This is a genomic window from Selenomonas sp. oral taxon 149 str. 67H29BP, from assembly GCF_000146365.1.
In the GTDB taxonomy this organism is placed as follows: Bacteria; Bacillota; Negativicutes; order Selenomonadales; family Selenomonadaceae; genus Centipeda; species Centipeda felix.
Window position 1 is genome coordinate 1,901,289 of record NZ_GL397087.1, and the last position, 23,030, is coordinate 1,924,318.

Below are 23,030 nucleotides of genomic sequence, written 5' to 3' on the forward strand. Positions count from 1 at the left end.
GCTGTTGCTGGATGTAAACAATTTTGACTCGATGCGGATCGGACTCGCTTCTCCCGATAAAATTCGTGCATGGTCGCACGGCGAGGTAAAAAAGCCGGAGACCATCAACTACCGTACCTTGAAGCCCGAGCGTGACGGCCTCTTCTGCGAGCGCATCTTTGGACCGACACGCGACTGGGAGTGCCACTGCGGAAAGTACAAGCGCATCCGCTACAAAGGCGTTGTCTGCGACCGCTGCGGCGTCGAGGTGACGCGCGCAAAGGTGCGCCGAGAGCGCATGGGGCATATCGAGCTCGCCGCACCCGTCTCACATATCTGGTACTTCAAGGGCATTCCGAGCCGCATGGGACTCATTCTCGATGTCTCCCCGCGTTCGCTTGAAAAGGTGCTCTACTTCGCCTACTACATCGTCCTTGATGCGGGCGAAACCGATCTGAAGAAAAAGGAGCTGCTCTCCGAGCGCGAATATCACGATGCGCTCGAAAAGTACGGCAATACCTTCCGTGTCGGCATGGGCGCGGAGGCGATCAAGGAGCTCCTCGAGGAGCTGGATCTTGAGCAGATGAGCGCACAGCTGAAAAACGACGTGCGGACGACCTCCGGACAGAAGAAGGTGCGTGCCATCCGCCGCCTTGAGGTGGTTGAGGCATTCCGCAAGTCCGGCAATCAGCCTTCGTGGATGATCATGGACGTCGTGCCCGTCATTCCGCCTGACCTGCGCCCCATGGTGCAGCTCGACGGCGGACGCTTCGCGACCTCTGATCTCAACGACCTCTACCGCCGCGTCATCAACCGCAACAACCGCCTGCGTCGTCTGCTCGACCTCGGTGCGCCCGACATCATCGTGCGCAACGAGAAGCGCATGCTGCAGGAGGCGGTGGACGCGCTCATCGACAACGGCCGCCGCGGCCGCCCCGTCACAGGCCCCGGCAACCGTGCGCTGAAGTCGCTCTCGGATATGCTCAAGGGCAAGCAAGGGCGCTTCCGTCAGAACCTCCTCGGCAAGCGTGTCGACTACTCGGGACGCTCCGTTATCGTCGTCGGCCCGGAGCTGAAGCTCCATCAGTGCGGCCTGCCGAAGGAGATGGCGCTCGAGCTCTTCAAGCCCTTTGTCATGAAAAAACTGCAGGCGGACGGCGCTGCCCACAACATCAAGTCGGCAAAGCGCATGGTCGAGCGCGCACGCCCCGAGGTCTGGGACGTGCTCGAGGATGTCATCAAGGAGCATCCCGTGCTCCTCAACCGTGCACCGACACTGCACCGTCTGGGTATCCAGGCCTTTGAGCCGGTGCTCACCGAGGGGCGTGCCCTGAAGCTGCATCCGCTCGCGTGTACGGCGTACAACGCGGACTTTGACGGCGACCAGATGGCCATCCATCTGCCGCTCTCGGCGGAGGCTCAGACGGAGGCACGCGTCCTCATGCTCGCCGCAAACCACATCCTCGCGCCGAAGGACGGCAAGCCCATCATCGTCCCCTCGCAGGACATGGTGCTCGGCTCGTACTATCTCACGAAGCTGAGACCCGGCGCAAAGGGCGAGGGCAAGGTGTTCACCGGCATCGCCGAGGCACTCCTCGCGTATCAGGAAAAGGTGCTCGACCTGCAGGCGGAGATCCGCGTGCAGATCGCGGGCTACGGCCTCGTCCGCAGCTCGCTCGGCCGCCTCATCTTCAACGAGATCCTGCCCGAGGAGCTGCGCCACTACGCGCAGGATGCGGAGACCGGCGAGTGGCGCCTCGGCGTCCTCATGAACAAGAAGGAGCTCGGCAAACTCGTCGCGAACTGCTACGATCATTTCGGCGCGACTAAGACCGCTGAGGTCATCGATAACGTGAAGAACCTCGGCTACCACTACGCCTGCATTGCAGGCATGACGGTCGCCGTCTCCGACGTCATCGTGCCGCCGAAGAAAAAGGAAATCATCGCGGACACGCAGGCGAAGGTCAACAAGGTCGAGCGTCAGTTCTCGCGTGGTCTCATCACCGAGGACGAGCGCTACAAGAAGGTCGTTCAGCTCTGGACACAGGCGACGGACGACGTCGCGGACGCCATGATGGACAACATGGATCCCTTTAACCCCATCTTTATGATGGCGGACTCGGGCGCCCGAGGCAACAAGCAGCAGATGCGTCAGCTCGCGGGTATGCGCGGACTGATGGCTGACCCATCGGGTAAGATCATCGACCTGCCGATCACGGCGAACTTCCGTGAGGGCCTGTCCGTTTCCGACTACTTCATCTCCTCGCATGGTGCGCGCAAGGGTCTTGCCGATACGGCACTCCGTACAGCGGACTCGGGCTACCTCACGCGCCGTCTCGTCGACGTGGCACAGGATGTCATCGTCCGCGAGGAGGACTGTGACGTCTCTGCGATTAACCTCCTGCAGGTGCGTGCGCGCATGGCAGAGTCTGCGTTTGACGCACTCGAACTCCTCGTCGACAGCCTCATGGGACGCCTCCTTGCGGCGGCGATCTATGACCCCGAGACGAAGGAGATCCTCTACCCACAGGATACGACGCTCGACGACGAGGTCCTCGAGACCATCGGCGAACGCGACATCCGCGAGATCATGGTGCGCGGTTCCTCCGTCAACGCGGAGGGGGCGGTCAGCAACGCCATGGTTACGGAGAGCATCACACTCGGCGAGCCGGATGCGAGAAAGCGCAAGAAGGCACACGCTGCCATCGTGCGCGAGCTCAGCGGAAAGGAAGTCGTGCGTGAGGCTGTCCTCGACGACGGCACCGTTCTCGCAGAGGAGGGCGCGATCCTCACTGACAAAATGGTCGAGGCGATCCTCTCCTCCGAGCTCCACGAGATCCACATCCGCAACAACAATGTGCGCGGCATCGAAGTCGAGGCCATCATGGAGGGCGCGGGCGTCATCGAGTCGCTCGCCGACCGCATCGTCGGCCGCGTGCTCGCCGAGGACATCGTGGATGAGGCGACGGGTGAAACCATTGCCCACATCAACGACTCCGTCGATGAGGCACTTGCCAAACGTATCGAGGGCGTCCGAAAACGCGTTTCCATCCGCAGCGTCCTCACATGCAAGTCGCAGTTCGGCGTCTGCATGAAGTGCTACGGCCGCGACCTCGCCAACCAGGCGGAGGTCGAGATCGGCGAGGCGGTCGGCATCATTGCCGCACAGTCCATCGGCGAGCCGGGCACACAGCTCACCATGCGTACCTTCCACTCGGGCGGTGTCGCAGGTGACGACATCACACAGGGTCTTCCGCGCGTCGAGGAGCTCTTCGAGGCACGCAAGCCCAAGCACAACGCCATCATCGCAGAGAACGAAGGTGTCGTCGCCATCGACGATACGGGCAAGGGGATGCGCACAGTCACGATCACGCCCGAGGGCGGCGTGCCGCGCGAGTACTCTGTGCCGTTCGGTGCGCGCATGGCCGCGCGTGACGGCATGGTCATGAAGCCTGGTGACAAGATTACCGAGGGCTCCGTGAACCCGCACGACATCCTGCGCGTCTGCGGCCTGCAGGCGACCCAGCGCTACCTCGTCTACGAGGTACAGAAGGTCTACAAATCGCAGGGCGTTGAGATCAATGACAAGCACATCGAGGTCATGGTACGGCAGATGCTGCACAAGGTCAAGATCGAGGAGGCCGGAACCACCGACTTCCTCCCGGGCGAGTACATCGAGATCAACGCATTCGAGGCGGCGAATACCAAGGCAATCGAGGAGGACGGCGAGCCCGCAGTGGCAAAGCCCATCCTGCTCGGCATCACGAAGGCATCGCTCGCCACGGATTCCTTCCTCTCGGCGGCGTCCTTCCAGGAGACCACGCGCGTCCTCACCGACGCCGCGATCAAGGGCAAGATCGACCCGCTCGTCGGCCTCAAGGAAAACGTCATCATCGGCAAACTCATCCCGGCCGGTACGGGCATGACCCGCTACCGCCACCTCGAGATCGTCGACCATGCACCGCAGCCGGTGCCGGAACCACCCGCGCCCGAGGAACCTGAGGAGGAGACATACGAAGAAGTTGACCTCTCGCGGCTCGAGAAACTGAGCAGCTGAACCGACATAGAGTCATAAACATACCGCACAGAGGCAATGTGCTCTGTGCGGTATGTTTATCTCTATAAATGATAAAAATACATCATTTATATAATAAAATATGATATTTAAATTGCTTTTTTTCTATTGTCGTGCTAGAATGAGGAAGAAAGATCATAGAACATGACTCTTCGTTTCGCAGAAAGGCAGTGCCATCATGGGTGAGACCATTAAAGAGCAGCACATTTGGATCGGGGTAGATGTGGGGACGACGGGCGTCCGCGCTATCGCATACGAGGCGTCCGGGGTGAGCCGTGCGTCGGCGGAAGCATTCTACCCGCTGCGTACACCACATCCGGACTGGGCGGAAGAACGTCCTGCCGAGATCTGTGCCGCGACGGAGCAGGTTGTCCGCGAGACAGCAGATGCGCTGCACTATCAAGGACGGACGACATCGGGCATCGCATTGAGCACGGTCATGCACAGCCTGATCCCAATGGATGCGGAGAAAGAGCCCCTCACGGATATGCAGACGTGGGCAGACAGCCGCAGCGCAGGCATTGTACGCGAACTCAAGGAAAGTGATCCTGCCCTCTGCCGTGCCTTCTATGAGCACACGGGCTGCCCTATGCATGCCTGCTATCCGCTGGCAAAGATCCTCTGGCTTAGGCGCAATCGTCCCGAGCTCTTTGCACGCACGAAGTACATTGGATCGATCAAGGATTATCTCTTTCACACGTTTACGGGGGAGTTTCTCATTGACCGTTCAACGGCGAGTACGACGGCTCTTTACAATGCACGAGAACTTGCCTGGGATCAGGAGATCCTGACGTTCATCGGCATTACGGAGGATATGCTGCCGCCCGTCATCTCGACGACGGAGTCACGGCCGCTTACGGCAGAGGCAGCAGAGCGGATGCATCTGCCTGTCGGACTCCCCGTGGTGATCGGCGCGACGGATGGTGTGCTCGTCAACGTCGGTATCGGTGCGGTCTCGGCGGGGCAGCTGAGTGCAACCATTGGGACGAGCGGTGCCGTACGCATGCTTGTCGGCGAGCCACGTGTCGATGAAAAGATGCGCACGTGGTGCTACAATCTCGTGGACGATCTATGGGTCACGGGCGGTGCGATCAACAACGGCGGCATGATCCTGCGCTGGATGCGGGATAAGATCTGCCATTTCAGCAAGGAGCAGATGGCGGCACTGGATGTCGATGCCTACGACCTCATGACAATGAAGGCATCCAAGGTAGCTGCGGGATCGGATGGCCTGATTCTCCTGCCGTTCTTCACGGGCGAGCGTGCCCCCTACTGGAACTCCGATCTGCGCGGCCTCTTCTTCGGACTCTCTCTGAACCACAGTCGATCCCACATGATTCGTGCAGTGATGGAGGGGATTTGTTACGGCATACGCAATGTATTCGAGGCGCTGCAGGAGTTCGGCACAGTGCGTGACATTCGCGCGAGCGGGAGCTTTACGAAGTCGTCGCTCTGGATGCAGATCCTTGCGGATGTTCTCGGCGAGCCGCTTGTCCTTCCTGACAACAGCGAGGGCGCGGCGTATGGCGCGGCAGTGCTGGGCTTTATCTCCGCAGGAGAGATGGCAGGAATTGCCGATACAGCGGATCTCGTACACGCGAAGAAAATCTATACGCCAGATTCCGCAAATACAAAGATCTATGCAAAGCTCGCGGATATCAGTGATCGTCTCTATCACAATCTGCAGCGGGAGTTTGCTGAGATTGCGGAGTATCAGGCCGGAATCTAAGGAATCGCTGATAAAACAGGCTCTCAGATTGGCATAGATTTTTTGTCCGATTTGAGGCAGCAAACCGGACGCATAGCAAGGGCTATGTGGTGGATTTGCTAACGATAAGCGGGCGAAAAAGATACGTCAAGATGGTGGTGCCGAATTTATCAGTGATTCCTTAAGGACAAATCGACAGGATAATGGAGGAAAATCATGGCAGAGAAAATAACTGGACAGATGGATATCGGCGTCTATGGCATGGCGGTCATGGGCAGCAATCTTGCGCTGAACATGGCGGATCATGGTTTTAAGGTTGCCGCCTACAACCGCACGGGAGATCTGACCGAAAAGGTCGTGAAAGATCATCCTCACGAGAACATGACCCCTTTTTACGCATTGGAGGACTTCATCCATGCGCTCAAGAAGCCGCGTCGCGTTGTTCTGATGGTACAGGCGGGAAAACCGGTGGACATGGTGATTGACTCCCTGCTGAAGGTGATGGAGCCGGGGGATGTCATCATCGACGGCGGCAACTCCTTCTTTAAGGATACGATCCGTCGTACGAAGCTCGTCGAGGAGCATCAGCTCCACTACTTTGGCATGGGCGTTTCGGGCGGTGAGAAGGGCGCACGGTTCGGCCCTGCGCTGATGCCGGGCGGCAGTGCAGCACTCTACGAATCCATCCGCCCCATTCTCGAATCGATCGCGGCACATGTGGATGGCGAGCCATGCTGCACCTATATCGGTACGGACGGCGCAGGACACTACGTGAAGATGGTGCACAACGGCATCGAGTACGCCGATATGCAGCTCATCGCGGAGTCCTACCTCCTGCTGAAGTATCTGGGCGGCAAGACGAATGAAGAGTTGTCGAAGATCTACCATGAGTGGGATGGCGGCGAGCTAAAGAGCTACCTCATCGGCATCACCGCCGATATCTTTGCCGAACAGGATTCCGCCGGTGGCATGGTCGTGGATTACATTGTCGACAGCGCCGGGCAGAAAGGAACGGGCCGCTGGACAAGCATCCAAGCGCTCGAACAGGGCGTGAATACGGCGATGATCACCTCTGCCTGCAACGCGCGCGTCATGAGTAACCTCCTGGCAGAGCGCGAGAAGTTTGCTGGGCTCATTCCGTCGCCAAAGCAGTCCCCATCGGTGGGGGACATCGTAGAGGATGTGCGCCGCAGTCTGTATACGGCGAAGATCGTGGCGTATGCCCAAGGCTTTGCCCTCTATCGTGCGGCGGGACGTGATTTCGGCTGGGATCTCGATCTCGGACGTATTGCTGCCATCTTCCGCGGCGGTTGCATCATCCAGGCAGAGTTCCTTGGCAAGATCACTGAGGCATACCGTTCACAGCCGAATCTTGAGAATCTGATGGAGGCGGAGTTCTTCCTGACGAAGATCAACGCAAACCTCGAGAGCCTGCGCCGCATCGTGGCGGCTGCTGCAGGCGCTGGCATTCCTGTGCCTGCCATGATGAATGCGCTCGCCTACATCGATGCGAGCCGTGCCACGCACCTTGGCGCGAATCTCATCCAGGCGCAGCGCGACTACTTTGGGGCACACACCTTTCTCCGCACGGACAAGGAGGGCTCGTTCCATCACGAGTGGCAGGAGCACTACGGGAAATAAGGATACAGCGCTTTTGAGAGCTGGCGCACGAGGATATTACTTCGTACGCAGCTCTTTTTATATTCAAAAAAAGAAAATAAAACAACAAAATAAATTTAAATAAATGAAAAAGTATTTACAAATGACGCGATAGCATCTATAATAATATCAACAATTGTTATGGAACTTGCTATTTAGTCAAACGATGGCAAGGCAATGAAGTGTCTGTATCTATGAAAGGGGAGAAATCCTATGCCGCTCATTATTCTTGCAGTGGGCATCCTGCTGCTGTTCTTCCTCATCGTCCGCGTGAAGTTGAACAGTTTCATCTCACTGCTCATCGTTGCAGGTGTCGTCGGCTATGCCGAAGGTCTGCCCGTCACACAGATCATCCCCGTGATTCAGAAGGGGCTCGGCGGAACGCTTGGCGGTCTCGCGATCGTCGTCTCGTTCGGCGCGATACTCGGCAAACTGATGGCAGAGAGCGGTGGTGCACAGCGCATCGCCATGACCCTCATCAATATGTTCGGTCGGGAAAAGGTTAAGTGGGCTGTCTGCTTGACGGGTTTTATCGTCGGCATCGCACTCTTCTATGAAATCGGTTTCGTCCTCCTCATCCCGCTTGTCTTTACGATTGCGGCATCCGCACAGATCCGTCTTCTCGAAGTCGGTATCCCAATGGCGGCAGCGCTCTCCGTCACTCATGGTTTCCTGCCTCCGCATCCCGGTCCCACGGCGATCTCGGTGATCTACAATGCGGACATCGGGCTGACACTGGTGTACGGTGCGATTCTCGCCGCTCCGATTGCCATTATCGCTGGCCCTGTGTTCTACAATTTTGTCAAGGATCTCAATCCCGCGATTCCGCAGGGACTCTATAACCCGAAGGTGTTCAAGGATGAGGAGATGCCGAGCTTCGGTATCAGCGTATTCACAGCACTCGTTCCCGTTATTCTCATGGCGGGTGCAGCCATTGCGAAGATGACTCTTCCTGCCGGCTCGCACGCACTGGCCATCATGACCTTCCTCGGCTCGCCGGATATGGCACTCACGATTTCCATCTTTATCGCGTTCTACACATTCGGCATTGCACGCGGCAAGAGTATCCCTGAGATCATGAAGATCTGTGAGAATGCGATTCTCGCTATAGCCATGATCCTTCTCATCGTGGGCGGCGGTGGAGCGCTCAAGCAGATTCTCATCGACAGCGGTGTTGGCCGCTATATCGGCGACCTCCTCATGGGCTCGGATCTCTCTCCTCTTGTCCTCGCTTGGTCGATTGCCGCCGTCATCCGCATTGCCTGCGGCAGTGCAACGGTTGCGGCACTTACGGCAGGCGGCATCGCGGCCCCTGTGGTCGCACTTACGGGCGTCAGTCCCGAGCTGATGGTGCTCGCAACCGGAGCGGGCAGTCTCATCATTTCCCCGCCGAACGATCCGGGGTTCTGGCTCTTTAAGGAATTCTTTGGACTTACCGTCAAGGAGACCGTCCGTACGTGGTGCACAATGGAGACGATCATCTCAGTGCTCGGCCTTGCGGGTGTTCTGATTCTCAACATGTTCGTCGGCTGATCAGGCTGATGCATCGAATTTTGCATCTGAGAGGGCGTGAAGACCATGGGCTATCTTCTTGGGATTGATGCGGGGTCGACGAATTACAAGGCAATCGCGTGTGATGCGGCAGGACAGTTCCTTGCCTCTGCCCGTCGCCCTGCCAATACCAAGTACCATGAAAATGGATGGGCAGAGACCTCCCCAGAACAGATCTGGGAGGGCGTTGCCGCCTGCATCGCAGATGTGGCAGCACAGCTCCCCGGGGAAACATGTGACGGTATCGCCGTCGCAAGCACGGGGGAAGATGTCCTGCTCGACGGTGATGCGCAGTCCGTGCATCCTGCGATTCGTTGGTTTGACACGCGGACAGAGGCCATCGCCTCCGCGTGGGAACCATTCGGACGGGAGTATGTCTATCAGATCACAGGAATCAATCCAAATCCTGTGGCAAGCATTACGAAGATGCAGTGGATCAAACGCTATGTGCCTGAGGCATGGGCTCGTGCTCGTCTCTGGATCCCAATCGCAGGGTTCCTCAGCCTGAAACTGACGGGGCAAGCACGTGCTCCTTGGACGAATGCCTGTCGCACGATGGCTTTTGATCTACGGCAGCGTGACTGGTCGGAGGAGATTCTCGCAGAGGCGGGGATTGACCGATCCATGCTCGCGGAGCCGATCCGTCCCGGTGCTCAGATTGGCAGCCTCACGACCGCCGCGGCTGCAGCGACCGGACTTAAGGAGGGAACGCCTGTTTTTGCGGGCGGGGTGGACTATGCCTGTGGCACGTTTGCAACGGGAATCATCCGTCCCGGCCAAATGCTCGACTCGACCGGAACGAGCGAGCAGCTGCTTGCCATCCTCGACGCTCCCGAGAGCAGCACTGCCTGCATGGAGAAAAACTTCACTTCCGTCGCCTACGTGGTGAATGATGCCTACTATATCATGGGGATGATCGTGGCGTCGGGTGGAATTTTCGAATGGTTCAAGAATACCTTTGTGTGTGAGTCTTTCGATCAGCTGGTGGAGGAGGCGTCGCGCGAGCCAATCGGAGCGCGTGGCTGTATGATGCTTCCATATTTTTCTGGGCGCCATACCATGGGCAGCGATCCTGCTGCGCGCGGTGCTTTTCTGGGGCTCACGCGTGGGACGACGCGTGGTGCATTCGTTCGTGCCATTCTCGAGGGGCTCTGCTACGAAATGTATAGTATTGTTGAAGCAATGCAGGAACTTCCGGGGCAGCGTGTCGAATCTATCTATACCATCGGTGGTGCGGCGAAGAGTGCGTTCTGGATGCAGATGAAGGCAGATGTCACTGGGATTCCTGTCCGCAGCAAGAACGTTCCCGAAGCGGCTGCCCTTGGTGCGGCGATGTTGGCGGGGCTTGGCGCCGGGATCTATACGAGCCCGGAGAATGCCGTGGCACGTGTGCAGTTTGATGAACATCGCTATGCGCCGGATGCAGAGCGTCATGGGCAGTACATGGAACTGTATGAGACGCTGAATCGTCTGATCTATCCTGCGCTGCGAGAGTTCAATGCGGCAGTGACACATGCCCAAGGGACGAATGAAGTGAAGTGAAACGGAGGAGATATGCGATGAAGTATGAAGTAACAGTCACGGGGATTGGGGATTTTGTCCTTCCTTTTATGCAGACGCGCGAGTCTGTCATCCTCTTTAACAAGGATGTGCCCTATGAGTATGAGAATATGGTTGTGTCACATACCAAGGCAGCCCTGACGGAAGATGTCGCGGTGGGGGATACGCTCCGCCTCGCGGACCGCAGCTATACCGTGACGGCAGTAGGCGATGAGGCGATGAAGACCCTCCGCGAGAATGGACACTGTACCATTGTCTTTACGGGAAAGGATGCCGTCGAACAGCCGGGACAGATCATGGTCAAGGGCGATGGAGTGCCGCGCTTCATGGTCGGGGATGTCATACGTTTTGAATGAGGTGGACAATATGAAGGCTTTGGTGATTGGGGATCCGTTGCTCTCGTCGGAGCGCTTGGAGACTGCTGTCAAGAAAATCATGGGGGACGTAGAGGTCGCACGCGTGGATTGGAAACCTGCGAGTGATGAGGAGTTCTGGTTTCTGCGCAGCGAGGTGGAGAAGAAAGGTCCGTCTGCCGGAAGACCGCCGAAAGAGATTTTCGACCACGTCGGTGATGTCGAGCTGATCATTACCCATCATACGCCGATCAATGCAGAGATTGTGGCGGCTGCGAAGAAATGCCGCATCATCGGGGCGTGTCGTGCGGGCGTGGAGAACGTGGATGTCGCGGCGGCGTCGAAGCAGGGGATCGCCGTATTTCACACGATGGGGCGCAATGCCCATGCCGTATCGGACTATGCGATCGGCCTCATGCTTGCCGAGATGCGCAATATTGCTCGTGCCCATGCGGAACTGAAACAGGGGCACTGGAAGAAGCAGTATTCGAATGCCGCTTTCGTCGGTGATATGCTTGAGAAGAAGATCGGGCTCGTTGGCTTCGGCTATATCGGGCATCTCGTCGCAAAAAAGCTGAAGGGCTTCGACGTGGAAATTCTCGTCTACGATCCGTATGCGAAGGCTGCCGATGTTGAGGCAGCGGGTGCACGTCTCGTCTCGCTGGAGGAGCTCTGCAAAGAAGCGGACTTCATCAGTATGCATGCGCGTCTCTCGGAGGCGACGCAGGGGCTCATGGGAGAGAAGGAGTTTGCGCTGATGAAGCCGACGGCGTACGTCATCAATACGGCACGCGCAGGCCTCATTGATGAGCAGGCACTTATCAACGCTCTGCGTGAGAAGCGCATCGGCGGCGCTGCGATCGATGTGTTCTGGACAGAGCCACCGCCGGCGGATCACCCGTTTATGACGCTCGAGAATGTAACAATCACACCGCATCTCGCGGGCTCGACGCGCGACGCCTTTAACCGTACGCCGTATCTCCTGCTGGAGGAGATCAAGGGGACGATCGCGGGCGGTACGCCACGCTGGGTCGTCAATGCGGATGCAGTTTCGACGGATTTCTCGGGGCTTGCATAAGAGGAGAAGCGTATGAAAGCAGCGATATATCACGGCACGGCAGACGTGCGTGTGGAGGAGGTCGCAAAACCTGTGATCGGTGCGGGGGAGCTCCTCGTCAAGGTCAAGGCATGCGCGATCTGCGGCGGCGATCTTCGGACCTTCCGCCACGGGCATAAGGCGATCCATCCGCCCATTATTCTGGGGCATGAGATCGCAGGTGTGATCGAGGAGGTCGGCGCGGGCATTGAGCGCTACCATGTTGGGGATCGCGTTATTGTGGCACCTGGCATCGGCTGCGGTGCATGCTCCTACTGCCTTTCGGGACGGCAGCATCTGTGCTATACGCGCGAAACCATTGCGCATCACTATGACGGCGGCTTTGCGGAGTATGTGCGCATCCCTGCTAACGCCGTCCGCGCGGGCAACGTCAATTTTATCCCAGATGAGGTTGACTACCTCGCCGCATCGCTCTCAGAGCCCCTCGCCTGTGTCATCAACGGGCAGGAGGCAATGGATATTCAGCTTGGCGATACGGTGGCGGTCATTGGTGCCGGGCCGATCGGCATCATGCATGCAGAGCTTGCACGTGCGCGCGGCGTAGGGAAGATCTTCCTGCTGAACCGCAGTAAAAACCGTCTGGACGCGGCACGTGATCTAAACTATGATGCCTATATCAAGACGGGGGCGGATGGCGGCGTGCAGGCCGTGCTTGACGCGACGAACGGGTTGGGGGCGAATGTCGTCATCGTGACGGCCGGAAGTGCCGCAGCACAGCGCGCAGGAATTGAAATGACGGGGAAGATGGGGAAGGTCTGCCTCTTTGCGGGATTGCCGAAGGATACGCCGGAGCTGACCTTTGATGTCAATTTTGTCCACTATCGCCAGATTACGCTGTATGGGACATTCTCCTCCGCTCCGCGTCACAACGCACTTGCCGTGGAGCTGATCCGCAGCGGAAAGATCAACGCAGACCGCATTCTCACCCATGCGGTCTCACTCGATGATATTGTGCATGGTTTCGACCTGGTGGAGCATCGGGCAGGGATGCGCGTCGCCGTTGTGCCACACCTAGAGGAACTCGCAGAGGATCTTGCACGACATCCGGATATTGTCGTCTCAAAGGGATGATTTTTATGCAGGCTGCTGTACGCTTTTCGTGCGGCAGCTTTGTTTTATTTGTGTATGATGTGTGTATTGTGTATGGAAGGGTGGAACATCTATGTCGATGGAGAGCCTGTATGCGAAGGAATCTGCAGGGCTGTATGATGTCTGTACGCGTCGCGAGGGACCTCAGGGACAACTGCCCCTGACAGATGAAATGCTGCGTATGTCACCGAGCGGGAACATCTTTGGCATGACCATCAATGCCGGAATGGGGTGGAATCCCGACGACCTCGCGGGCGGGGATGTCCTGATCATCAGTACGCAGGGCGGCATCCGCCGCGATGATGGAACGACGGTGGCTGTGGGGCTTCACAACGGCCATTTCGAGCTCGGGGGATTGATGCGCTCGGCGGCAGAGGAACTCAAGGCGGAGGGCTATGTTCCTCACGCGGCGTTTGTCACCGATCCCTGTGACGGACGCTGCCAGGGGACCGTCGGTATGTTCGACTCCCTGCCATACCGCAATGATGCGGCGATGGTTATGCGCCGTCTGATGCGTTCGCTGCCGACACGCAGAGCGGTCATTGGTGTGGCGACCTGCGATAAGGGGCTTCCTGCAATGATGATGGCACTTGCGGGCATGCATGATACACCGGTGATTCTGATCCCCGGCGGAGCAACTCTATCCCCCATCGATAGCGAGGATCTCGGTACGGTGCAGACGCTCGGTGTACGCTATGCCAATGACGAGGTTACTCTTGACTATGCACGACGGACGGGATGCAGCTCCTGTGCCTCGCCGGGCGGCGGCTGTCAGTTCCTCGGCACGGCGGGGACATCACAGGTGGTCGGAGAGGGGCTTGGACTCACACTGACCCATGCGGCACTCGCTCCATCGGGCGAAGAGATCTGGCGGGAAATTGGACGTGCGTCGGCACGCGCTGTGATGGAACTCGCTGCGCGCGGCATTACGGCACAGGACATCCTGACGGACAAGGCAATCGAGAACGCAATGGCGGTGCATGCGGCCTTCGGTGGATCGACCAATCTTCTGCTGCATCTCCCCGCGATTGCTCATGCAGCAGGCTGCCATATACCGACGGTTGCCGACTGGTCTCGCATCAACCAGGAAGTACCGCGCCTGGTGAGCGTTCTGCCGATCGGTCCTGTCAACTATCCGACAGTCTTTGCCTTCATGGCGGGCGGTGTGCCGGAGGTAATGCTCCATCTCCGCAAACGAGGACTTCTGCATGAGGATGTGCTGACGGTGACGGGGACGACCCTCGGCGAGAATCTTGACTGGTGGGAGAACTCCGAGCGGCGGCGCCGGTTGCGACGGCATCTTGAGGAAATCGAGGGGATCTCTCCGGATGAGGTGATCTTCACTCCGGACGAGGCAAAACGGCGCGGCATCGGCTCGACGGTGACGTTCCCTACAGGTAATATTGCCCCCGAGGGCTCGGTGGTGAAGTCCACGGCAATCGATCCTTCGGTGATCGGCGCAGACAAGGTGTTTCGTCATACGGGGAAGGTCAAGACGTTTGTTTCGGAGAAGGCGGCGATCGCCGCACTCAAAGAACCAGGGCGTATTGTGGCAGGCGATATCATGATCGTCATGGGCGGTGGGCCGAAGGGCACGGGCATGGAGGAGACCTATCAGCTCACCTCGGCGCTCAAGACGCTGCCGTTTGGCAAGCATGTCTCCCTCATTACCGACGCGCGTTTTTCGGGAGTTTCGACGGGCGCATGCTTCGGGCATGTGGGCCCTGAGGCGCTCTCCGGCGGTCCGATTGGCAAGCTGCGTGATGGGGATGTTGTTGAGATCATCGTCGATACGGTGCATCTCGAAGGAAGTTTAAACTTCATTGGCAGCGAGGAACATCCTCTGAGTTATGAGGATGGGGCGCGCGTCCTCGCCCAGCGGCCCACGCATGAGGGAATCGGCCCGGATGCGGATCTCCCCGCAGATACGCGCCTCTGGGCAGCACTGCAGGAGGTGAGCGGCGGTACATGGCGCGGCAATGTCTACGATGTGGAACGCATCATTTCCGTACTCGAGGCCGGGAAAAAGGCACTGCACCGGGAGATCGACGATTGATATGAAAACGGAGGATATTATGTTTAAGGGCGTCAATTCACCCGTCGTCACCATCATGAAGGATGACGGCAGCATCGATTATGCCAATATGGAGCGGCACATCAATCATCTCGTTGAAGCAGGGCTGGACGGGCTGCTCTTTCTCGGTAGTCTGGGGGAGTTTTATGCGCTCAGCGATACTGAAAAACGTGCGCTGATCGATTTTTCCGTGCATACGGTTGCGGGACGGACGCAGGTGGTAATCGGTGTCGGACATACTGAGGAAGCAGAGACTGTCCGCCTTGCTGACTACGCTGCTAGAGTCGGTGCAGATGCGCTCAATATCGTCTCACCCTATTACTTCGGGCTGCCTGACACGGAGGCAGTCGCTTATTTCGAACGGATGGCAAAGGCGGTCTCTTTGCCCGTCATGCTCTATAATTTCCCTGCACGGACGGGGAGCGACCTCAGCCCTGCCATTGTTCGTGAGGTTGCGCAGCGCTGTCCGACGGTCGTGGGGATCAAGGATACGGTGGATAATATCAGCCACACACGCCGCATCTGCCAGGCGGTAAAGCCTGTACGCTCCGATTTCTCAGTGCTCTCGGGGTTTGATGAATACTATATGGTGAATCGCATCGCGGGCGGTGACGGCGTCCTCTGCGGGTTGACGAATGTCGTTCCGGAACTATTCGTCAAGATGCACAGGGCGTACGAGACCAATGACTGCACCACAGCACATCACTGTGCCGAACGGATCGCGGGCCTGATGCGGATTTACGAGGTGACGCCACTCTTTATCACGGGGATGAAGGCGGCGGTCCGTGCTGCGGGACTGCCGATCTCGACCTATACCCGTGCACCGGGAGGTTCACTGACCAAGGAGGAGGATCAGAGGATCCGCACCATTCTCGCGGAGTGCGGTGCCTAGCGTCATCATCAGCAGTAAAGGAATACCACCTGCGAATCATCGTCGGTGGTATTCTTTTGTGCACAATTTTGCTATAATGGAACCAGCTTGTAAAAAGAGGAGGTCACCATGGCGACAGAACTTCTGCCGCTGCCGATTTTGCGCGGCAGCTATGCACATATGACGCGTACGGAAAAGCGGATCGCAGACTATGTATCCGAACATCGCAATGAGGTGATGGAGCAGACGATCTCGGAACTTGCCGCCGGGGTTGGCAGCTCGGAGATCACGATCTCGCGCTTTTGCAAAAAACTTGGCTTCAGCGGGCTGCAGAGCTTTAAGATTGCGCTTGCCGCCGAGCTAAGGCAGACGGATACGGTCTATCGGGACATCACAGGCAATGATGGGACGGAACTGATTGTACAGAAGATTTTTCGCAACATCGCCGAGGGATTGCAGGATACGCTGAAGCTTCTCGATGCGGCGGCGCTTGAACGTGCGGTTGACCAGATTTGCCGCGCCGGGCGTATCGCCGTCTATGGGTTCGGCAACTCTGCCACGGTTTGCCGGGATATAGAGACACGCTTCCTGCGGTTCGGGATGGTCGTTCAGGCATACAGCGATGCACATCAGCAGGCAACGTCGGCATCGCTTCTCACCCCACATGATGTGGTGATTGCCGTTTCGCATACGGGATCGACGCTCGAACTCCTTGACAGCGTACGCATCGCGCGGGCAGCGGGAGCAGTGGTCATTGCCATCACCAGTCATGCGAATGCACCGCTGACAAAACTTTCCAACGTCGTGCTGCACGGGATGGGGCGGGAAACGCACTATAGCTCTGAGGCAATCTCCTCGCGGCTCATCCACATGGCGATTGCGGATGCTCTCTATACCGTGATTGCGATGCGTAATCCACAGGAATATCGTCGTAATTTGCAGAAGATGCGTACGGTGATTGCAAAGAAGCGGTCGTAGGGAGAGGTGTTTTCCTAAAAGGAGGTACTATCATGGGGAAAATCTTAGGGATTAAGATTCAAAATTATGGCTCCTTGCAAGATGTTCAAATGGGACGTTTGTTTAGTGACCAATCTGGGAAAGATTTGGATAACATGGTCGCAATTATTGGGGCAAGTGGGAATGGAAAAAGTACCTTAGCGGATGCGTTTGGTTTTATTTCGGACTGTCTTTCCACCGATGTTGAATCCGCCTGTGATGCAAGTCATCGTGGTGGTTATGATCAGCTGATATCACAGGGGGCAGAGGGTCCCATTCATTTTGAAATTTATTATCGTGAGACGTCAAATGCGCGTCCGATTACCTACGAATTAACGATCAGTAAAGATGAGAGAGATCGTCCTTTTGTTGCAGAGGAGCGACTCCGGCAACGCAACAAAACACATGGACGACCGCTGTCTTTCCTTTATCTTATCAGCGGGAAAGGCTATGCGTTTGAAGGGACGGAAGGCGGACAGGAAGACGGCGGGCAGGTACATGGTGAAAAAAAGGAAGTAGAGATGGCTGATTCCAGGAAACTGGGCATCGTTACATTGGGGGCGATGAAGCAGTATTCCAGAATCGAGAAGTTTCTGCTCTTTTTAAGAAGCTGGTATCTTTGCTATTTTACGCCCGATGCGGCGAGAGGTATTCAATCTGCTGCACCGACGCAGTATTTGGATCGTACAGGCAGTAATTTGAATAATGTGGCACAGTATATGTTTCGAGATAACCCAAAAGCTTTTCGGAAGGTTTTGGATGAGATACAGACCAAAATTCCAAATATCGAAAAAATTGAGCCGGCAAAAATGCCGAATGGACAGATGGTTTTGGAGTTCTTGCAGAAAGGCTTTACAGAGCCGTTCTTTTCCCCACGGATGTCTGATGGGACGCTGAAACTCTTTGCGTATTATCTTCTGTTGAACGAGAAGACGCCACGTCAACTGGTTTTTGTTGAGGAACCCGAAAATGGCCTCTATCACAAATACTTAGCGCGTCTTGCAATTGAGATGAAAAAAAGTGCAGGGACAGGTTACATCAAGCAACTATTTGTTACAACGCACAGCCCTTTTTTTGTAAATGCTCTGGAGCCAAAACAAGTTTGGGTTCTGGAGAAAGAGCCGGATGGATTTTCTGCCATTAAGAGAGCTTCTGATTATGATGCTGTGAGGGAATTGACGGAAGAAGGCGTGCCTTTGGGAGACCTGTGGTACAGTGACTACTTTGGGTGAGGGGGCGCGGAAGTGCACATTCAATTTATGATAGAGGATCGCTCAAGTGCGGTTCTGATTGACCTTCTCATGGAGAAATTGCAAGGGACATTTCCAGCGTTTACATGGAATATAAAGTCTTTTCGAGGAATCGGCGGATTTACGAAGAAGAATACGATAAAGGAGACGAAGACCGGAAAGCTGTTGAATGATTTGGCAACCTATCTGAGTGCGTTTGACAAGCAGCTTCAAGGGATTGCTGCAGCAGTTTTTATCATTGTTGATAATGACACACGGGAAACGGCTGGTTTTCGCAGGGAGCTGGAGCAAGTTGCACAGAATAGACATGTTTCGATAGACCATGTTTTTTGCATTGCTGTGGAAGAGGTTGAGGCGTGGCTGTTGGGAGATCGTGATGCTGTAGAGCAAGCGTACCCTTCTGCAAAATCTTCCGTTTTGAACACGTATATACAAGACGGTGTTTGTGGAACATGGGAGTTGTTGGCAGATGCTGTTTATCAAGGCGGCAGCCGAAAGCTAAAAAAAGACTGTCCTACCTACATGGAAATTGGCGAAAGAAAAGCTATTTGGGCTAAAAATATTGGTACATATATGCAGCTGAATAAAAATAAATCACCGAGCTTCCAGTATTTTATAGGCGAGCTAACAAAAAGACTGTGATCTGCATGACTGTTCGTTGTGATTGGGAGACTCGTGAGAGGAATATGAAATGGACGATCTGAGTTTTTATAAGGGAAAGCGCGTCCTCCTCACAGGGCATACGGGCTTTAAGGGAATGTGGCTCACACTCCTGCTCCTGAAGGCGGGGGCGGAGGTGACAGGATTCTCTCTCGATGCACCGACGGAGGGCGGACGGGAGGCGCTCCGTCGCCTCGGCATATTGAAAGAAATACGGGATGTGCGCGGAGATGTGCGCGACCTTGCTGCGCTCTCCCGCGCATTTCACGAGACGCGTCCCGAGGTCGTCTTTCATCTCGCGGCGCAGCCCATCGTGCGCGAGAGCTACCGTCAGCCCGTGGACACCTTTGCGGCGAATGTGATGGGCACGGTCAATGTCCTTGAATGTATCCGCACATCGGACACCGTTCGTTCTGCGCTCATTGTGACGACGGACAAGGTCTACGAAAACAAGGAGTGGGCATGGGGCTACCGCGAGAACGAGCCGCTGATGGGGTACGACCCGTATTCGGCGAGCAAGAGTTGCGCCGAGATTGCCGTCTACAGCTATCGGCAGAGCTTCCTTGCGGCGCAGGACGTGCGTATCTCAACGGCGCGTGCGGGCAACGTGATCGGCGGCGGCGACTTCGCGCCCGACCGCATCATTCCCGACTGCATTCGCGCCGCCGTGCGCGGGCAGACCATTGACATCCGCAATCCGCACTCGACGCGTCCCTATCAGCACGTTCTCGAACCTCTTTCGGTCTATCTCACGATTGCGGCGCGGCAGACGGAGTGCGCAGGTCTGGTCGGTGCGTGGAACGTCGGCCCCGACGATGCGGACTGCGTGACGACGGGCGAGCTGGCGGACATCTTCTGCCGGACGTGGGGCGCGGGCGTACGGTGGGAGGCACAGGCAGACGGCGGTCCACATGAGGCGCATTTTTTGAAACTCGACTGCTCGAAAATAAAGAGTGGACTCGGGTGGAAACCGCGCTGGCACATCGTTGAAGCCGTCGAGAAAACGGTGGAATGGGCAAAGGCATGGGAGCAGGGAGCGGATATGCGCGTTGTGACTGAGGGGCAGCTGCACGATTTTGGCGCTGCTCCAAAACTAGTGGAAATACTATTGCTCTAGTCTGCGTCCGGTTTGCCTTCTCGTTCGGACAAAAATCTGCGCCAATCTGATGGACTTCATTTTATCAGTGATTCCTAAAGTATATAGAAATACATGACGATATTATTTATTAAGATAAGGGTTGGTCGCTTTGCAGGACAGGGGGATGATAAGGATATGGGAAAACAGCGCATTGCGGACTATATCGCAGAGATTTTGGCAGCACGTGGCTTTGATACGGTTTTTACGGTCGTCGGCGGCGGCGCGATGCACCTCAATGATGCATTTGGCGCATCGAAGCAACTGAAAGACATTCATCATCATCACGAGCAGGCAGCCGCTATGGCGGCAGAAGGCTATGCGCGCGTTACAGGAAAGCCCGCGATCGTATGTGTAACAAGTGGTCCCGGCGGAACGAATGCCATCACGGGGGTATTGGGGGCATATCAGGACAGTGTGCCCATGCTCGTTATTTCGGGACAGGTGCGTTATTCCATCACGGTGGAGGCATCCGGGCTTCGCCTCCGTCACTTTGGCGAGCAGGAGCATGACATCGTGCAAACGGTGCGACCTCTGACAAAGTATGCAGAGATGGTGCGACGCCCCGAGGATGTCCTCTATGCGCTGGAAAAAGCATTGTATATCATGGCGGAGGGCAGGAAAGGCCCTGTGTGGCTGGATATCCCTCTGGATGTGCAGGGGGCGGAAATTGACGTGGAGAACCTTCGTCACTTCACACCGCCCAAGTCGATGCGACAAGATAATCTGTCGTTGGCGGAACTCGTACTGGGCAAGCTCCGAACGGCGAAGGCTCCGCTGCTGCTTGCGGGCTCCTCCATTCGCCTGTCGGATTCCTATGCATCTTTCCGTCGTGTCGCAGAGGCACTTGGTATACCAGTTCTCGCGACGACATGTACGGCAGATCTCTTTGAGACAGGACACCATCTGTATTTTGGAAATTTTGGCATACTGGGCGGCCGTGCGGGGAATTTCCTCGTACAGAACGCGGATGTGATCGTCTCCCTCGGCTGCCGTTTCGCCTTGAATCAAATCGGCTTCCGCTATGAGGCCTTTGCGCCGCAGGGATATAAGATAGCGATTGATATTGATGAGGAGGAGCTCAAGAAGGAAACCATGCGCCCGGATCTTCCGATTCATGCAGATCTGAAGGCGTTTCTCCCCGCCATGGAAGCCTGTCTGGCAGATAAGCCTATGCCGGGAAAAAGGGCGTGGATGTCCTATGCAAGGCGTTTGCGCGATGCCTTTCCCGTCTTGGCGCAGGCAGCGGACAGAACGGGCGTAAATCCCTACCTTCTTGCGGATTGTCTGATGTCGCTGCTCCCTGCGGATGGTATCGTCGTCGTCGGAAGCAACCTCGGCGGCGAAATGGCGATTGAGACGGGCATACGCAAGGATGGACAGCGGCTTTTCTGCAATAAGAACTGCGGCAGCATGGGCTACGGGCTTCCCGCAGCAATCGGAGCGGCGGTTGCGTCGGGCAGGACGGTGTTTTCCTTGGATGGGGACGGCAGCATACAGATGAACCTGCAGGAATTGCAGACCGTCGTTTATAATCGTCTCCCGATCAAGATTCTCGTCTACAACAATGGCGGCTATGGCAGCATTGTGCGCACCCAGCGGGGCTTTTTCGATGGCCGACTCACGGGTTGCACAAAGGAATCCGGTCTGGATTGTCCGGATTTTTCCAAAATCGCGTCTGCCTTTGGAATCCCGTACTTTGCCATTCGGGAAAACGGAGAGACGGATGCTGTCCTTTCGGCGCTGCTGGAACAGGATGGCTATGCGCTCTGCGAAATCTTTGAAGATCCGGCGCAGGGGCTTGCCTTTAAGACAACCTCGAAGAGGCTTTCGGATGGATCGATTGTCTCTGCGCCGATTGATGAGTTGGCACCTGCTCTGTCCCCCGAGGAATTTGAAAAATACCGTCTTTTCCGAGAGGAGGAAGAGCTGTGAGCAAGTTTCAAAAGGTCTTGGTCACGGGTGCGGATGGCTTTATCGGATCGCATCTCGCGGAAACCCTGATTCGCAGAGGGAACAGCGTCAAGGCTTTCGTTCAGTACAATTCGTTTAACTCCTGTGGCTGGCTCGATACACTGGATGCGGATGTCGTTCGCGCAATGGAAATCTTCTCGGGAGATGTACGCGATCCGCATGGGGTAAAGACCGCGATGCAGGGCTGCGATGCGGTCTATCATCTCGCGGCACTCATTGCCATCCCCTATTCGTATCACTCACCCGACACCTATATCGATACGAACATCAAGGGGACGCTGAATATCATGCAGGCGGCGCGAGAGCTTGGCGTGGCAAAGGTTGTGCAGACCTCCACGAGCGAGGTGTACGGAACGGCGCAGTTCGTCCCCATTACGGAGGAGCACCCGCTCCATGGACAGTCGCCCTATGCAGCGAGCAAGATTGGTGCAGACCAGCTTGCCATGTCCTTTCATTATTCCTTTGGCACGCCGGTTGCAGTCATCCGCCCCTTTAACACCTATGGTCCCCGTCAGTCTGCGCGCGCCGTCATTCCGACGATCATCACACAGATTGCAAACGGCAGGAGGAATCTGCATCTGGGCGCTGTCTCTCCGACACGTGATTTCAACTATGTGGAGGATACGGTGGACGGCTTCATTGCAGTTGGTGAGCAGGACGCCTCCATCGGTGAGGTCATCAACATCGGGAGCAATTTTGAGATTTCCATTGAGGCAACGGTTCAGCTCATCGCTGACATCATGCAGGCGGATGTGACGATCACCACAGACGAAAAACGCCTTCGTCCCACGGGGAGCGAGGTGGAGCGGCTTTGGGCGGAAAATCGGAAGGCGAGGGAACTGCTTGGATGGGTGCCGCGCTACGGTGGGCGCGATGGATTCCGGCGGGGGTTGGAAAAGACCGTTGCGTGGTTTACGGACGAACGAAATCTCCGAAAGTATAAGGCAGACCAATACAATATCTGAGGAGAGAGCATGGA

16 protein-coding genes are annotated in these 23,030 nt (G+C 56.5%); all 16 read left to right on the plus strand.

Annotated features, from left to right (window positions below):
• Window positions 1–31 precede the first annotated feature (31 nt).
• The 16 genes from rpoC to HMPREF9166_RS09080 all read left to right on the plus strand — a co-directional run bounded on the left by rpoC (window position 32) and on the right by HMPREF9166_RS09080 (window position 23,016).
• Window positions 32–4,036, plus strand: a complete 4,005-nt coding sequence (gene rpoC / locus HMPREF9166_RS09005) for a DNA-directed RNA polymerase subunit beta' (protein ID WP_175279254.1) — start codon at window positions 32–34, stop codon at window positions 4,034–4,036.
• Between the two features lie 196 nt (window positions 4,037–4,232).
• Entirely contained in the window at window positions 4,233–5,783 is a 1,551-nt protein-coding gene (locus HMPREF9166_RS09010) for a gluconokinase (RefSeq protein ID WP_009753707.1), read from the plus strand.
• Window positions 5,784–5,978: 195 nt separating this feature from the next.
• Complete coding sequence (gene gndA / locus HMPREF9166_RS09015; RefSeq protein ID WP_009753708.1) at window positions 5,979–7,403, plus strand: NADP-dependent phosphogluconate dehydrogenase; 1,425 nt, start codon at window positions 5,979–5,981, stop codon at window positions 7,401–7,403.
• A gap of 231 nt (window positions 7,404–7,634) precedes the next feature.
• Entirely contained in the window at window positions 7,635–8,954 is a 1,320-nt protein-coding gene (locus tag HMPREF9166_RS09020; RefSeq protein WP_009753709.1) for a gluconate:H+ symporter, read from the plus strand.
• 45 nt (window positions 8,955–8,999) lie between these two features.
• The gene (locus HMPREF9166_RS09025; RefSeq protein WP_009753710.1) at window positions 9,000–10,514 is read left to right on the plus strand and encodes an L-fuculokinase; all 1,515 of its coding nucleotides are present in this window, start codon (window positions 9,000–9,002) and stop codon (window positions 10,512–10,514) included.
• 17 nt (window positions 10,515–10,531) lie between these two features.
• The gene (locus tag HMPREF9166_RS09030) at window positions 10,532–10,888 is read left to right on the plus strand and encodes a PTS glucitol/sorbitol transporter subunit IIA (RefSeq protein ID WP_009753711.1); all 357 of its coding nucleotides are present in this window, start codon (window positions 10,532–10,534) and stop codon (window positions 10,886–10,888) included.
• Between the two features lie 10 nt (window positions 10,889–10,898).
• Complete coding sequence (locus HMPREF9166_RS09035; protein ID WP_039981301.1) at window positions 10,899–11,963, plus strand: 2-hydroxyacid dehydrogenase; 1,065 nt, start codon at window positions 10,899–10,901, stop codon at window positions 11,961–11,963.
• Window positions 11,964–11,975: 12 nt separating this feature from the next.
• Window positions 11,976–13,073, plus strand: a complete 1,098-nt coding sequence (locus tag HMPREF9166_RS09040; RefSeq protein WP_009753713.1) for a zinc-dependent dehydrogenase — start codon at window positions 11,976–11,978, stop codon at window positions 13,071–13,073.
• Between the two features lie 91 nt (window positions 13,074–13,164).
• Complete coding sequence (locus HMPREF9166_RS09045) at window positions 13,165–15,147, plus strand: YjhG/YagF family D-xylonate dehydratase (RefSeq protein ID WP_009753714.1); 1,983 nt, start codon at window positions 13,165–13,167, stop codon at window positions 15,145–15,147.
• Window position 15,148: 1 nt separating this feature from the next.
• Window positions 15,149–16,057, plus strand: a complete 909-nt coding sequence (locus HMPREF9166_RS09050) for a dihydrodipicolinate synthase family protein (protein WP_009753715.1) — start codon at window positions 15,149–15,151, stop codon at window positions 16,055–16,057.
• Between the two features lie 108 nt (window positions 16,058–16,165).
• Complete coding sequence (locus tag HMPREF9166_RS09055; RefSeq protein ID WP_009753716.1) at window positions 16,166–17,014, plus strand: MurR/RpiR family transcriptional regulator; 849 nt, start codon at window positions 16,166–16,168, stop codon at window positions 17,012–17,014.
• Window positions 17,015–17,046: 32 nt separating this feature from the next.
• Complete coding sequence (locus HMPREF9166_RS09060) at window positions 17,047–18,264, plus strand: AAA family ATPase (RefSeq protein ID WP_009753717.1); 1,218 nt, start codon at window positions 17,047–17,049, stop codon at window positions 18,262–18,264.
• Between the two features lie 12 nt (window positions 18,265–18,276).
• Complete coding sequence (locus tag HMPREF9166_RS09065) at window positions 18,277–18,924, plus strand: DUF4276 family protein (protein WP_009753718.1); 648 nt, start codon at window positions 18,277–18,279, stop codon at window positions 18,922–18,924.
• A gap of 49 nt (window positions 18,925–18,973) precedes the next feature.
• Window positions 18,974–20,059, plus strand: coding sequence for a CDP-glucose 4,6-dehydratase (gene rfbG / locus HMPREF9166_RS09070; protein ID WP_009753719.1), 1,086 nt, complete (start codon window positions 18,974–18,976; stop codon window positions 20,057–20,059).
• Between the two features lie 156 nt (window positions 20,060–20,215).
• Window positions 20,216–22,012, plus strand: a complete 1,797-nt coding sequence (locus HMPREF9166_RS09075) for a thiamine pyrophosphate-binding protein (protein WP_039981302.1) — start codon at window positions 20,216–20,218, stop codon at window positions 22,010–22,012.
• The gene (locus HMPREF9166_RS09080; RefSeq protein ID WP_009753721.1) at window positions 22,009–23,016 is read left to right on the plus strand and encodes an NAD-dependent 4,6-dehydratase LegB; all 1,008 of its coding nucleotides are present in this window, start codon (window positions 22,009–22,011) and stop codon (window positions 23,014–23,016) included. Before HMPREF9166_RS09075 ends, HMPREF9166_RS09080 begins: the two co-directional genes overlap by 4 nt.
• Window positions 23,017–23,030 lie beyond the last annotated feature (14 nt).

Excerpts from the sequence above, each read along its gene's own strand:
- rpoC (WP_175279254.1), top strand. The coding sequence starts at position 32 with ATGCGGATCGGACTCGCTTCTCCCGATAAAATTCGTGCATGGTCGCAC.
- HMPREF9166_RS09010 (WP_009753707.1), top strand. The coding sequence starts at position 4,233 with ATGGGTGAGACCATTAAAGAGCAGCACATTTGGATCGGGGTAGATGTG.
- gndA (WP_009753708.1), top strand. The coding sequence starts at position 5,979 with ATGGCAGAGAAAATAACTGGACAGATGGATATCGGCGTCTATGGCATG.
- HMPREF9166_RS09020 (WP_009753709.1), top strand. The coding sequence starts at position 7,635 with ATGCCGCTCATTATTCTTGCAGTGGGCATCCTGCTGCTGTTCTTCCTC.
- HMPREF9166_RS09025 (WP_009753710.1), top strand. The coding sequence starts at position 9,000 with ATGGGCTATCTTCTTGGGATTGATGCGGGGTCGACGAATTACAAGGCA.
- HMPREF9166_RS09030 (WP_009753711.1), top strand. The coding sequence starts at position 10,532 with ATGAAGTATGAAGTAACAGTCACGGGGATTGGGGATTTTGTCCTTCCT.
- HMPREF9166_RS09035 (WP_039981301.1), top strand. The coding sequence starts at position 10,899 with ATGAAGGCTTTGGTGATTGGGGATCCGTTGCTCTCGTCGGAGCGCTTG.
- HMPREF9166_RS09040 (WP_009753713.1), top strand. The coding sequence starts at position 11,976 with ATGAAAGCAGCGATATATCACGGCACGGCAGACGTGCGTGTGGAGGAG.
- HMPREF9166_RS09045 (WP_009753714.1), top strand. The coding sequence starts at position 13,165 with ATGTCGATGGAGAGCCTGTATGCGAAGGAATCTGCAGGGCTGTATGAT.
- HMPREF9166_RS09050 (WP_009753715.1), top strand. The coding sequence starts at position 15,149 with ATGAAAACGGAGGATATTATGTTTAAGGGCGTCAATTCACCCGTCGTC.
- HMPREF9166_RS09055 (WP_009753716.1), top strand. The coding sequence starts at position 16,166 with ATGGCGACAGAACTTCTGCCGCTGCCGATTTTGCGCGGCAGCTATGCA.
- HMPREF9166_RS09060 (WP_009753717.1), top strand. The coding sequence starts at position 17,047 with ATGGGGAAAATCTTAGGGATTAAGATTCAAAATTATGGCTCCTTGCAA.
- rfbG (WP_009753719.1), top strand. The coding sequence starts at position 18,974 with ATGGACGATCTGAGTTTTTATAAGGGAAAGCGCGTCCTCCTCACAGGG.
- HMPREF9166_RS09075 (WP_039981302.1), top strand. The coding sequence starts at position 20,216 with ATGGGAAAACAGCGCATTGCGGACTATATCGCAGAGATTTTGGCAGCA.